The following is a 13146-nucleotide window of genomic DNA, read 5'->3' on the forward strand; positions in this document are numbered from 1 at the left end:
GGAGCGCGAGGATCAAGTCCCGGGTCCGTCCCGCCCGTTGCCCTGGCCGCCCCGCTCGGCTTGACTGCCGCGTCGGTCCCGGACCAGCCGGCACGCGCGGGAGGCGCCACCTCGAACCATGCCCTACACCACCCTCGAGCGCCCCGCCGCCGGCTACCGCTTCATCCCCGCCGTGTTCCAGTATTCCGCCGGCGTCGCCGCCCTGCCCGGCTTCCGCATCGAGCGCGTGCGCTTCGCCGAGCCGGTGCCGCTCGCCGAGGGCTGGCGCCGCATCGCCGCCCTGCTCGACGCCGCCGGCCGCCCGCGCGCCGCCTTCTGCGCCTGCGAGCTGCGCTCGCCCGCGCCCTTCACCGAGGAGGGCTTCGCCGCCTTCAACCGCGGCTACGCCGCCGTCCTCGCGGCATGGGGCGTGCTGGGCGCGGACGGCCGCAATCCGGTCGCGCGCAGCAACGTCTGCCCCGAGGTCGCGCCGCCCGCGGAGCCCGCCTTCCACGCCTTCTGCTACACCGTGCCCGATGCGCAGGCGGCGCCCTCCTTCGTCGTCGCCGGCAGCGGCGAGGCGGAGGAGGGCCACGCCACCTACCGCGACCACGTCGTCGCACCCGGCGACGTCTCGCCGGCGGGGCTGCGCGCCAAGGCGCGCTGGGTCCTCGGCGAGATGGAGCGCCGCATGGCCGCGCTCGGCGCCGGCTGGCGCGCGACGACCGGCGTGCAGGCCTACACGGTGCACGACCTGCACCCCTTCCTCGCCGAGGAGATCGTCGCCCGCGGCGCGGCGCGGCACGGCCTCACCTGGCAGTTCTGCCGGCCGCCGGTGGCGGGGCTCGACTTCGAGATGGACTGCCGCGGCGTGCCGGTGGAGCGGGTGATCGCCGCCCGGGGCTCAACAGCCGCGCCGTCCTGAGGCATGCTCCGTCCCCGATCCCGGCGAGGACCCCCATGCGATGCTGAGCGAGACCGAAGGCCAGTTCCTGACCCTGCACGAATTCGTCAAGGCCGCGCGCCTCCGGCTCAGCGCCAACATCTGGGACTACCTGGTCGGCGGCACCGAGACCGAGACGACGCTGCGCCGCAACCGCATGGCGCTCGATTCCATCGCCTTCCGCCCGCGCGTGCTGCGCGACGTCTCGAGGGTGGACCCGAGCGGCCAGATCTTCGGGCGGAAGATCCGCCTGCCGGTCGCCCTCGCCCCGGTCGGCTCGCTGGAGTCCTTCGAGCCCGGCGGCGCGGCGACGGCGGGCAAGGGGGCCTCGGCCTTCGGCGTGCCGATCATCGTCAGCTCGGTGACGCATCCGGGGCTGGAGGCGGCGGCGGCGGCGACGCCGGGGCCGAAGATCTTCCAGCTCTACGTCCGCGGCGACGATTCCTTCGTGGACGAGCACGTCCGCCGCGCCGTGGATGCCGGCTACGACGCCTTCTGCCTCACCGTGGACACGGCGATCTACAGCCGCCGCGAGCGCGACATCGCCAAGCGCTTCGTCAAGCCCTGGCGCGCCCGCGCCTCCGGCATGGACTGGCAGGCGGGCCTGAGCTGGAGCCATGTGCGCCGCTTCAAGGACAGGCACCCGTCCGTGAAGCTGATCCTCAAGGGCATCGCCACCGCCGAGGACGCCGCGCTCGCCTGCGAGCACGGGGTGGAGGGCGTCTACGTCTCCAACCACGGCGGGCGGCAGCTCGACCACGGGCGCGGCGCCATCGAGGTGCTGCCCGAGGTGGTGAAGGCCGTCGCCGGCCGCGCGCGGATCCTGATTGACGGCGGCTTCTGCCGCGGCAGCGACGTGGTGAAGGCGATCGCGCTCGGCGCCGACGTGGTGGGGATGGGCCGCATGTACTGCTACGCCCTCGCCGCCGCCGGGGCGGAGGGCGTGCAGCGCATGCTGGAGATCCTCGAGGCCGAGATGATCGAGGTGATGGGCCTGCTCGGCGTGGACCGGCTCTCCGCCCTGGACGCGTCCTACCTGCACCCGGCGCAGCCGACCAACCCGCCGCACGTGCTGAGCGCCTTCCCGCTGCTCGACCTCGAGCACAAGGGGTATTGAGCGCGATGGGCGGCAGCACGGGAACGCGCCCCAACGCGGCGCCGGCGCGGATGACCGGCGGCGAGGCGCTGGCGCGCACCCTCGCCGCGGCGCGCGTCGGCCCGATGTTCGGCATGGGCGGCTTCCAGCTCCTGCCCTTCTACGAGGCGGTGCGCGCGCTCGGCCTGACGCACTTCCTCATCAACGACGAGCGCACCGGCTGCTTCGCCGCCGACGCCTGGGCGCGCGTCGCCAACCGCCCGGGCGTGTGCGACGCCACGCTCGGCCCCGGCGCCACGAACCTGACGACGGCGCTGGTCGAGGCGCTGAACGCCGGCACGCCGATGCTCGCGATCATCGGCGGCGCCAACCGCGACCACGCCGGCAAGAACATGACGCAGGAGGCGCGCCAGGCCGAGATCCTGCGCCCCGCCGCGAAGGAGCTGATCCGCGTCGAGAGCGTCCGGCGCGTGCCGGAGCTGGCGAGGCGCGCCCTCTCGGTGGCGACCGCCGGCCGGCCGGGGCCGGTGGTGCTGGAGGTGCCGGAGGACGTGGCGCACGGCGAGCACGAATTCCGGCCCGAGGAATTCGACCTTCCCGAGCGCATCACGCGCATCCCGGCGATGCGCGCGCGGCCCGACGCGCGGGAGGTGGAGCGCGCCGCCGCGATGCTGGCGCGGGCGAGGCGCCCGATGCTGCTGGTCGGCGGCGGCGTGCACCTCTCCCAGGCCTACGCGGCCTGCCAGCGGCTGGTGGAGGAGCAGGGCGTGCCGCTCGCCTGCACCATGAGCGGCAAGGGCGCGATCGCCTGCACGCATCCGCTGAACGCCGGCCTGTTCGGCCGCTACTCGCGCATCGCCAACGACCTGATCGCCGAGGCCGACCTGCTGCTCGTCGCCGGCTGCAAGCTCGGCGAGATCGCGACCAGGCGCTTCCAGCTCCTGCCGCCGGAGGTGCCGGTCATCCAGCTCGACATCGTGGCGGAGGAGATCGGGCGGACCTCGCGCTGCGACATCGCGCTCTGGGGCGACTGCGCGGCGGGGCTCGAGGACCTCGCGGAGGCGGCGAGGGGCGCGCGGCACGACCGCGCCGACTGGGCGGCGCAGGTGGCGCCGCGCATGGCGGCCTGGCGCGAGGGGGCGCGGGAGCGCCTGGAGAGCGCCGAGCGGCCGATCAACCTCGCCCGCGTGATCGCGGAGCTGAACCGGCTGATGCCGGAGGACTCCGTCCTCGTCGGCGACGGCGGCTTCGCCGGCCACTGGACCGGCCTGCTCTACGAGACGAAGCGGGCCGGGCGGCACTACGTCGCCGACCGCGGCCTCGCCTCGATCGGCTACGGGCTGCCGGGGGCGATCGGCGCCCAGCTCGCCGTCGGCGGGCGCCGCCGCGTCGCGGCGCTGACCGGCGACGGCGGGTTCAACATGACGCTCGGCGACCTGGAGACGGCGCGGCGCGCGGGCGCGGCGCCGGTGATCCTGGTGGTGAACAACGCCGCCTCCGGCTACGTCAAGGCGCTGCAGCACGCGATGTACGGCGCCGGGAACTACCAGTCCTCCGACCTCGTCGAGATGGACTACGCGGCGATCGCCCGCGCCATGGGCTGCGCCGGCATCCGCGTGGAGGACCCCGACCGCGTGGCGGACGCGCTCCGCGCGGGGCTCGCCAACACCGACACGCCGACCGTCATCGACCTGATCGTCACGCGCGACCCGGCGCGGATGCTGCCCGCGACGGACTCGCGCACCCTGAGGGTGGAGAAGGGCGACCGGCCGGCGTGACCACGGTCCGCGCCGGGCCGGCGCAGGGAGGGAGGTGCGGCATGAGCGCGACGACGGCGACAACGGTCGGGGACGGCACGGTCACGGTCGTCCCCACCGGCGCGGCGCTGGGGGCGGAGGTCCGCGGCGTGGACCTGCGGCGCGTCACGGACGCGCAGTTCGCGGCGATCCACCGGGCCTGGCTCGACCACTCGGTGCTCCTGTTCCGCGGCCAGACCCTCTCCGACGACGAGCTGATCGCCTTCAGCCGCCGCTTCGGCGAGCTCGACTGGGCGCCGGTGCAGGAGAACGGCCGGCGCTTCGTCGAGGGCAAGCCGGAGATCTACATCGTCTCCAACGTGCTCGGGCCGGACGGCCAGCCGATCGGCAGCCTCGGCGCCGGCGAGGCGGTGTGGCACACCGACATGTCCTACCTGGAGCAGCCGCCCAAGGCCTCCCTGCTCTACGCGCTGGAGATCCCGCCCGCCGGCGGCGACACGCACTTCTCCAGCATGTACGCCGCCTACGAGGCGCTGCCGGAGGCGCTGAAGCGCCGCGCCGCCGGCCTGCGCGTCAAGCACGACGGCACCTACAACAGCGGCGGCTTCCTGCGCGCCGGCGTGACGCCGACCGACGATCCGCGCACCGCGCCCGGCACGCTGCACCCGCTCGTCATCCGCCACCCCGAGACGGGGCGCCTCGCCCTCTACCTCGGCCGCCGCCGCAACGCCTACATCGCGGGCCTGCCGCTCGAGGAGTCCGAGGCGCTGCTCGACGCGATCTGGGCGGAGGCGACGCGGCCCGCGCATGCCTGGACGAACCACTGGCGCGTCGGCGACCTGGTGCTCTGGGACAACCGGTGCACCATGCACCGGCGCGATCCCTTCGACCCGCAGGCGCGGCGCATCATGCACCGCACGCAGATCAAGGGCGCGGCGCCGCCCTCGGCGTGATGGCGCGCCGGTGGCGTCGGGCGGCCGGCTCTCGGGAAGCGCCGTGTGGGGAGGCGCGACCGGCAGGCCGCGCGAGGCGGTCCCGGATCGGAGGCGCCCGGCGATGACGGCCGCGCCGTCCCCTCACCGACCGCACGGCCCGACGCTTCGGGCGGGAGGCGGTGCCGGCCGCTCCCGCCGTCATCCGGCGCCCGCGGCCGGGTGACGCGTGCGGCGCAGCTCGCCGAGCTGCTGCGGCGCGTGCCCGTCTCGCCCGCCGCGCGGCGCGAGATCCTGCGGCGCATGGGCGCGCCGGGGCGGCGCTAACACGGCCTCTCGCACATCGCCGAGCTCTGGGCACGGCATCGCCGCCTCGGCCGCGGCACGCCGTTCCGCGCGCCGCGGATCGAGCCCCTGCTCGCCGCGACCATCGCCTATCATGATGCGATGCGGCGCCTTCCGCCGCCGGCGATCGCACGGGTCGCCGGGCCATCGAGGTAGCGGCGGAACACCTCGGCGCCGCGCCCGCCGCTCGGCCGCGCGCGGCGGCGATCCGCCGCCCCGCTTCGCGCGGAGTACGCGCATCTTCCGCCGGCCGCGTGGAACGCCGCCCGTGCCGCCTTCCTGCGGCGCCCGGCGGCGCATCCGTGGCTGTTCCGCATCCCCCGCGTCGCGGCGCGCTACGAGGGGCAGGCGCGCGCGCCGCCATCGCCGCCGCGCTGGAGGCGATCGGGGGCGACTCCGCGGGCTGACCGCGCCCGGCCAAGGGCCGGCGATCCCGGCGCGCAGGCTGCGACGCCGCGGGATGGCGGAGCGAGGGAGGGGCAGCCAGCCCTGCGGGGCGGTTTCCGCCTTGGCGAGGGGCGCGCGGCCCGGCGGTCCGCCGTGCCGGCTCCGTCGCCGGAGCCGCGACCCGCGCACGCCCGTGGCGCCATGGATCGCGCCGAAGCGCCGGAGTCCGGCGTTTCTCCATCTTCCGATAGGGCGCCGCGGATCGGGATTCACGGTCGGACGGCTCATTTCTCGTTGACCCCCGTATCGTTTCGCCTACTGTGATGAACCACGGGCTTTGGAACGCGGACCCTGCTCGCCTGATGATCGGCACCCACGGCAACCTCGGAGCGAAGGGCGCGGCGGCTCCCGCCGGCGCGGCGTCGCGCCGGGGCGTGTACCGGGCGGCCCTGGTCGGCCCCTGGTCCATGACGGTCGGGGGGAGCGCCTCCGGCATGCGCCGCGCCCGTCGCCTGGTGCGCAAGCTCCGCTTCGGCGGGACGATCCGGGTGCCGCCGCTCGATTTCCGGCTCGGCGAGGCCCGCTGGGACGCGGCGCCGACCCCCGGGTGGCACCCGGCCGGGGCGGCCGGATCGGAGACGGGGATGTCCCTGGCGGGGACCGCCGCCGGGGAGCCGCCCGGCGCGGACGACGCACCGATCACGGAGAGCGCCGCCCGAAGGCGCGCGCCGCGCCGTCGGCAGCGCGCCGGCGCGCCCGGCGGCGGCCGCGGCAGGAGCGGCGGCCGCGCCGGCAGACCCGCGGGACGAGGCCGGTCGGGCGATCATCCGGCGCTGAAACCCTGCGTTGCGGCAGCGGCATGGCGCGAGCCCGCCGTGCCGCCGGCCATGCGCCGGCGCTTCCGGCCCTCGCGCCGCGACAGGCCTCCCTGGCCGGGATGCCCGCGGTTCCGGCGCGTCCCGGGCCGTGACCCCCCCTGCGCACCGCCTGAACCGCTCCTCGACCTCACAGCCCGGCATGGCGCCGGGCGCCATCCGAACGGAGGACCACGATGTCCGGCACCATCATCGTCGGCGACCAGAATCCCGCGAACCTCAACGACTCGCTCACCGGCGGCACCGGCGGCAACACCATCTACGGCGGGCAGGGCGACGACACCCTTGTCGGCGCCCAGCAGGCGGATCTGCTGATCGGTGGCGCGGGCGCCGATTCGATCGTCGGCGGCAACAGCGGCGACACGATCTATGGCGGCGGCAGCTACGACAGCGTCACCGGCGCCATCACCAATTCCGGGGATGACGGCGCCTCGGACACCATCATCGCCGGCAATGGCAATGATCTGATCTACGCCGGCTGGAACGACTACGTTGACGGCGGCACTGGCACCGACACCGTCGTCCTGCCGAGCGGCACCTGGACCGGCACGTCCACGACCGTGACCGTGGGCGGCACCACCTACACCCGCTGGGACGACGGCAACGGCAACTCCGTCTACCTGAGCGGCGTCGAGAGCACCACCACCATCGGCGGCGCCCCCTGCTACCTGGAGGGCACGCGGATCATGACCGCGCGCGGCGAGGTCGCGGTGGAGGATCTGCGCATCGGCGACCTCGTCGTCACCGCCCACGGCAGGGGACCGGTGCTGCAGCCCGTGGTCTGGATCGGCAAGCGCCGCGTCAACCTCGCCGCCCACCCGAACCGCGCGGCGGTCGAGCCGATCCTGATCCGCGCCGGCGCCCTCGGCGAGGGCGTGCCCTTCCGCGACCTGCGCGTCTCGCCGGAGCACGCGATCTTCGTGGACGGCCGCCTGGTGCCCGCCGGACTGCTGGTCAACGGCGCCAGCATCGTGCGCGAGCCCTGGTGGCAGGCGGTGACCTGGTACCACGTCGAGCTGCCCGAGCACGGCCTGCTGATGGCCGAGGGCGCGCCGGCGGAATCCTACTTCGACGCCGGCAACCGCCAGATGTTCGGCGAGGGGGCGCTCGCCGCCCTGTTCCCGGACTTCGCCGCCGGCCGCGACGAGCGGCGCTACGAGGACGCCGCCTGCTTCCCGCTGCTGCGCGAGGAGGGCCCGGAACTGGCCGCGATCCGCGCGAAGCTCGACGATCGCGCGGCGGCGGCGTTCGGCCCGCCGGCCTCGGCGCCGGCGGCGCGCGAGCCGGGCTGGGCGATCCGCATGCCGGCCGGCCGGCGCGCGCGACGCGCGGGCTGAGTTCCCGGCCGGCTCCGGAAGGACCTGCATCCCGGCGTGCCGCGCCTTCCCCTGCGGGCGGCGGGCACGCCATCCTCCGCGGGACGACCAGCGCCGCCGGCCAGGACCCGTTCGGGACCCGAGGCGGGCGGGGCGGCGGCGGCGGGGCCGGGGAGGGCCGCGGCGAGTCTGCCGCTCCCCGGCCTCCGGTCCGCGTAACCGCATGTTGAATCTCCCCCCTCCATGGTGCATGGAACGAGCGAAACCAGGGGGAACCCGTGCGCCGACGACGTCCCGTCGCCCTGATCACCGGCGTGACCGGCCAGGACGGCTCCTATCTCGCCGAGCTCCTGCTCTCCAAGGGCTACGAGGTCCACGGCATCAAGCGCCGCTCCTCCAGCTTCAACACCCAGCGCGTGGACCACCTCTACGCCGACCGGCACGAGCCGCGGGACGTCCGCTTCTTCCTGCACTACGGCGACCTGACCGACGCCACCAACCTGATCCGCATCCTGCAGGAGATCCGGCCGGACGAGATCTACAACCTCGGCGCCCAGAGCCACGTCGCCGTCAGCTTCGAGACGCCGGAATACACCGCCAATTCCGACGCGCTCGGCACGCTGCGGCTGCTCGAGGCCATGCGCATCCTCGGCCTCGGCGGGACCACGCGCTTCTACCAGGCCTCCACCAGCGAGCTCTACGGCAAGGTGCAGGCCGTGCCGCAGGACGAGCGGACGCCCTTCTACCCCCGCTCGCCCTACGGCGTGGCCAAGCTCTACGCCTACTGGATCGTGGTGAACTACCGCGAGGCCTACGGCTTCCACGCCTCCAACGGCATCCTCTTCAACCACGAGAGCCCGCGCCGCGGCGAGACCTTCGTGACGCGCAAGATCACCCGCGCCGCCGCGGCGATCGCGCTCGGCCGGCAGGACTGCCTCTGGCTCGGCAACCTCGAGGCGCGGCGCGACTGGGGGCACGCGCGCGACTACGTCGAGGGCATGTGGCGCATCCTCCAGCAGGACGCGCCGGACGACTACGTCCTCGCCACCGGCGAGACGCACAGCGTCCGCAGCTTCGTCGAGATGGCCTTCCGCGAGGTCGGCATCGCGCTGGAATGGCGCGGCGCGGGCGTGGAGGAGGTCGGCGTCTGCCGCGCCAGCGGGCGCGTCCTGGTGCGCATCGATCCGGCCTATCTCCGCCCGACCGAGGTGGACCTGCTGGTCGGCAACCCGGCGAAGGCGCGCGAGCGTCTCGGCTGGCGCCACACCGTCGCGCTCCCCCAGCTCGTCGCCGAGATGGTCGCGCACGACCTCGCCGTCCTGCGCGGCGCGGCGCCGGCGCAGTCCGAGGTCGAGGCGGCCATCGCCCGCGCCGCGGCGCTCGAGACCGCCGGCGATGGCTGAGTTCGCGCTGCGCGGCCGGCGCGTCTTCGTCGCCGGGCACCGCGGCATGGTCGGCTCCGCCTGCGTGCGCCGGCTGGAGCGCGAGGGCTGCACCATCCTGACCGTCGGCCGCGAGCGGCTCGACCTGACGCGCCAGGCCGCGGTCGAGGCCTGGATGGAGGAGGCGCGGCCGGAGGTCGTGGTGGTCGCCGCCGCCAGGGTCGGCGGCATCCTTGCCAACGACACCTATCCGGCCGAATTCCTCTACGAGAACCTGATGATCGAGGCGAACCTGATCCACGCCGCGCACCGCGTGGGGGTCGCGAAGCTGCTCTTCCTCGGCTCCTCCTGCATCTACCCGCGCGAGGCGCCGCAGCCGATCCCGGAGGAGGCGCTGCTCGCCGGACCGCTCGAGCCGACGAACGAGTGGTATGCCGTCGCCAAGATTGCCGGGATCAAGCTGTGCCAGGCCTACCGGCGCCAGCACGGCCGCGACTTCATCGCCGCGATGCCGTGCAATCTCTACGGGCCGAACGACTACTTCCACCCGGAGCGCAGCCACGTCATCCCCGCCCTGCTGCGCCGCTTCCACGAGGCGGCGCGGCGCGGCGACCCGGAGGTGGTCTGCTGGGGCACCGGCCGCCCGCGGCGCGAGTTCCTGCACGTGGACGACCTCGCCGAGGCCTGCGTCTTCCTGCTGCGCCGCTATTCCGACGCGCCGCACGTGAACGTCGGCACCGGCACCGACATCAGCATCGCCGAACTCGCCGCGCTGGTGGCGCGTGTCACCGGCTTCCGCGGCCGCATCGCGTGGGACACGTCGAAGCCGGACGGCACGCCGCTCAAGCGCATGGACATCGCGCGGATCACGGCGATGGGCTGGGCGCCCCGCATCCCCTTCGCGGAGGGGCTTGCGGAGACCTACCGCTGGTTCGTGGAGCAGGAGCGCGTCCGGGCCTGACCGGGACCGTCCCGCGCGTCACGCCCGCTGCGGTTCCGGGTGCGGCGACGGCACCGCCTCGGCCGTGTCGGCGCCCCCTTCGGGCGGCGCGATCTCCGGCCGCGCGTCGAGCTCGGCCAGGGTGACGCCGGCCAGCGCCAGCACCGTCGCCTGCAGCGCCCGTGCCTCCCCCATCGCGCCCGCCGCCGCGGCGCGCTGCAACCGCTCGGCGGCCGCCGCCAGGCGCAGTGCGCCGAGTGTGCGCCCGGCCCCGACCAGCCGGTGGGCACCCTGCCGCAGCGTGACCGGATCGGTCCGGCCCGGCGCGAGCGCGTCGGTCACCAGCACCAGCGCGCGGCGCAGCTCGCCGACGAACTCCGCGAGGATGCCGCGCGCCGCGGGCCCGAGATCGGCCGCCAGCCTGGCCAGGACGGCCTCGTCCAGCAGCGGCGGCGCCTCCGCGCCCTCGGCGTCCGCCGGCGGGGTGTCCGCCGCGTCCGCCTCCGGCGCGGGGGATGGCGCGGCGCGGGCCGGCCGCGCCAGCAGGCCGAGCGCGCCGGCGAGCGCGCCGCGCTCGACCGGCTTGACGAGGTGGCCGTCCATTCCCGCGGCGCGGCAGGCTTCGATCTGGTCGGGCAGGGCCGCGGCGGTCAACGCGATGATCGGCACGCGGCCCCGCGGTCCAGGCAGCGCCCGGATGCGCCGCGACGCCTCCAGACCGTCCATGCCGGGCATCTGCACGTCCATCAGGACGGCGTCGAAGTCCTCGCGCTCGACCGCGGCGACCGCCTCGGCGCCGCCGCAGACCGCGACCGCCTCGTGCCCCGCGGCGTCGAGCATGGCGCAGGTGACCAGCCGGTTCGCGGGCACGTCGTCCACCACCAGCACCCTGGGACGCGCCGCGGGCGGCGGCGCGGCGGACGCCGAGCGCGCCGCCGCGGCGTCCGGGGCCGGCGGTGCGCCCCGGGGCGCCGCGCGCGCGCCGGCGCCCGCGGCCGATCCGGGACCTCCCGCCGGCGCGGGCGCGGCCGGGGCCGGCGCGAGGGCCAGCGGTGGCGGGGCGGCGGCCCGCGCCTCCGGCGCGGCCGCGGGCTCCGGCCGCAGGCTGCGGAGCGGCAGCTCCACCCAGAACAGCGCGCCCTTGCCCGCCTCGCTGTCGCAGCCGATCCGTCCCCGCATCAGCGCCACCAGCCGGGCGGAAATGGCCAGGCCCAGCCCCGTCCCGGTCGCCTCCGCGCCGGAGCCGTCGCCGCCGAGCTGGACGAATTCCTCGAACAGCAGGTGGCGCTTGTCGGCCGGCACGCCCGGCCCGGTGTCCTGCACCTCGATCCGCAGCCCGTCCCCGGCGGGCGGCCCGGCGAGGCGGCGCACCCGCAGCGTCACCCGTCCGCCCGCCGGGGTGAACTTCACCGCGTTCGACAGCAGGTTGAGCACGAGCTGGCGCAGCCGGGTGGGGTCGCCCTCGATCAGCGCCGGCAGATCCTCCGGCGCGTCGAGGCGGAACTCGATGCCCTTGCGGTCCACCTCGGGCCGGAGCAGCGTGGCGCAGCCGTCGAGCAGCGGGCGCAGCGCCACCTCCCGCATGTGCAGGTCGAGCCGGCCGGCCTCGATCTTGGAGAGGTCGAGCAGGCCGTTGACCAGCTCCAGCACGTGCCGCCCCGCCTCGTGCAGGGTGCGCACCTGCTCGCGCTGATCGGGCGCGAGGCGCGGATCGTCCAGCAGGAGCTGGGCGAAGCCGAGCACGCCGTTGAGGGGCGTGCGCAGCTCGTGGCTCATCCGCGCCAGGAACTGGCTCTTGGCCTCGCCGGCGGCGGCGGCGGCGTCGCGCGCCGCGGCGAGCTCCTCCATGGTGCGCTTGAGCGCCGTGATGTCGGTGCGGATGCCGACGGTGCCCCCGTCGGGCGTGCGGCGCTCGGTGATCAGCACCCAGCGGCCGTCCGGCAGCAGGCGCTCCATCGGCGGGTTGTCGCCGCGGTGCCAGGCGACCATCTCGCGCACCCAGCTCTCGACATCCTCGCCGATCTGCGGGTACTGGCCGCGCAGCGCACCCTCGCGCAGGATGTCCTCGAACCGCGCGCCCGGCAGGATGAAGGGGGCGCTGATCCGGTAAAAGTCGCGGTAGCGGCTGTTGCAGACGACCAGCCGGTCCTCGGCGTCGAACATGACGAAGCCGTCGGACATGGCCTCCAGCGCGTTCTCGAGCGTGCGGCGGAACCGCGCCCGCTCCGCCTCGGCCCGCTCGCGCTGCGCCAGCGCGACGGAGAGGGCGAGGGCGAGGGCGGCGACCAGCAGCGCCAGCGCGCCCGAGACGATGAGCGCCCGCTCGCGGTCGCGGCGCCAGCCGGCGAGCGCGATCTCGGTGTCCTTCGTCGCGGCGACGAAGAGTTCCGCATAGAGGGTGGGCCGCGCGGCAACCAGCATGGGGCCGCCGCCGAGGCGCCTGGCGATCACCTCCCTGCCGTCGCCGCGATGGGCCAGGGAGGAGGCGGCGGGGCGCAGGCGCTGGCCGATCCGCGTCTCGTCGTGCGGCAGGCTCGCCAGCAGCGTGCCGTCGGCGCGCTCCAGCGCCACGCGCAGGCCGGGGCTCTCGCCGCCGACGCCGAGCAGCGAGCGGACCAGCGGCACCGGCACCTCGGCCACGCCGGTCGCCGGCCCGAGGCCGGGGATCTCGAGGCTGCGGGCGAAGAACAGCGTCCATTCGCCGGAGGCGGCATTCTGCACCGGCCCGCCGATCGTCACGGCGCCGCCCCGCGCGGCCGCCTCGGCGAAGCCCGAGGGCACGGGCAGCGGCGGCGGCCGCCGCCGCGAGACCGGCAGCGCGCTCGCCAGCGGCTGACCGTCGGGCCCGAGCAGGAGCAGGTCCCGGTAGGTGAGGTTCTGGTTGTTCAGCTCGCGCAGCAGGCGGTTGGCCAGGGCGGCGTCGAGCCGGCCGTCGGCCGCGACGAAGGGCTCGAGCAGCGCCGGCAGCCCGGCCAGCGTCGCGTCCACCTGCACGAAGGTGCGGTTGATCGAGGCCTCGACCGCCCGGGCCACGCGCTCGAGCGTCTCCGCGGCGGCGGCAAGCGCCGTCTCCCGCGCCTGGGCGACGACGAGCGCCGTCGCCACCCCCTGGGCGAAGAGGATGACGATCGCCGCGGCGAGGACCGCGAGCCGGAGGCGCCGCGGATTCTGCATCGGCCCCGCTCTCTCCCGCC

Annotated in this window: 8 protein-coding genes; 7 read left to right on the plus strand and 1 reads right to left on the minus strand. The window is 75.6% G+C overall.

Annotated features, from left to right (window positions below):
* Positions 1-118 precede the first annotated feature (118 nt).
* The 7 genes from cnbZ to fcl all read left to right on the plus strand — a co-directional run bounded on the left by cnbZ (position 119) and on the right by fcl (position 9973).
* On the plus strand, positions 119-904 hold the full coding sequence (cnbZ, locus tag IEX99_RS12765; protein WP_188900829.1) for a 2-amino-5-chloromuconate deaminase CnbZ: 786 nt from the start codon (positions 119-121) through the stop codon (positions 902-904).
* Between the two features lie 40 nt (positions 905-944).
* Entirely contained in the window at positions 945-2039 is a 1095-nt protein-coding gene (locus IEX99_RS12770; RefSeq protein ID WP_188900831.1) for an alpha-hydroxy acid oxidase, read from the plus strand.
* 5 nt (positions 2040-2044) lie between these two features.
* Entirely contained in the window at positions 2045-3796 is a 1752-nt protein-coding gene (locus IEX99_RS12775; RefSeq protein WP_188900833.1) for a thiamine pyrophosphate-binding protein, read from the plus strand.
* A 41-nt stretch (positions 3797-3837) separates the two neighbouring features.
* The gene (locus IEX99_RS12780) at positions 3838-4728 is read left to right on the plus strand and encodes a TauD/TfdA dioxygenase family protein (protein WP_188900835.1); all 891 of its coding nucleotides are present in this window, start codon (positions 3838-3840) and stop codon (positions 4726-4728) included.
* Positions 4729-6490: 1762 nt separating this feature from the next.
* Positions 6491-7651: a Hint domain-containing protein gene (locus tag IEX99_RS12785; protein ID WP_188900837.1), complete on the plus strand. Its 1161-nt coding sequence runs from the start codon at positions 6491-6493 to the stop codon at positions 7649-7651.
* Between the two features lie 257 nt (positions 7652-7908).
* A complete protein-coding gene (gene gmd / locus IEX99_RS12790; RefSeq protein ID WP_188900839.1) occupies positions 7909-9033 on the plus strand; it encodes a GDP-mannose 4,6-dehydratase in 1125 nt (374 codons plus the stop codon).
* A complete protein-coding gene (gene fcl / locus IEX99_RS12795) occupies positions 9026-9973 on the plus strand; it encodes a GDP-L-fucose synthase (RefSeq protein ID WP_308421494.1) in 948 nt (315 codons plus the stop codon). The genes gmd and fcl overlap by 8 nt, the downstream gene beginning before the upstream one ends.
* 18 nt (positions 9974-9991) lie before the next feature.
* On the opposite strand, the gene IEX99_RS12800 is transcribed toward fcl, so the two are convergent.
* The gene (locus IEX99_RS12800; protein ID WP_188900841.1) at positions 9992-13126 is read right to left on the minus strand and encodes an ATP-binding protein; all 3135 of its coding nucleotides are present in this window, start codon (positions 13124-13126) and stop codon (positions 9992-9994) included.
* Positions 13127-13146: the final 20 nt, after the last annotated feature.

It is taken from the genome of Caldovatus sediminis (genome assembly GCF_014644455.1).
GTDB classification, from domain to species: domain Bacteria; phylum Pseudomonadota; class Alphaproteobacteria; order Acetobacterales; family Acetobacteraceae; genus Caldovatus; species Caldovatus sediminis.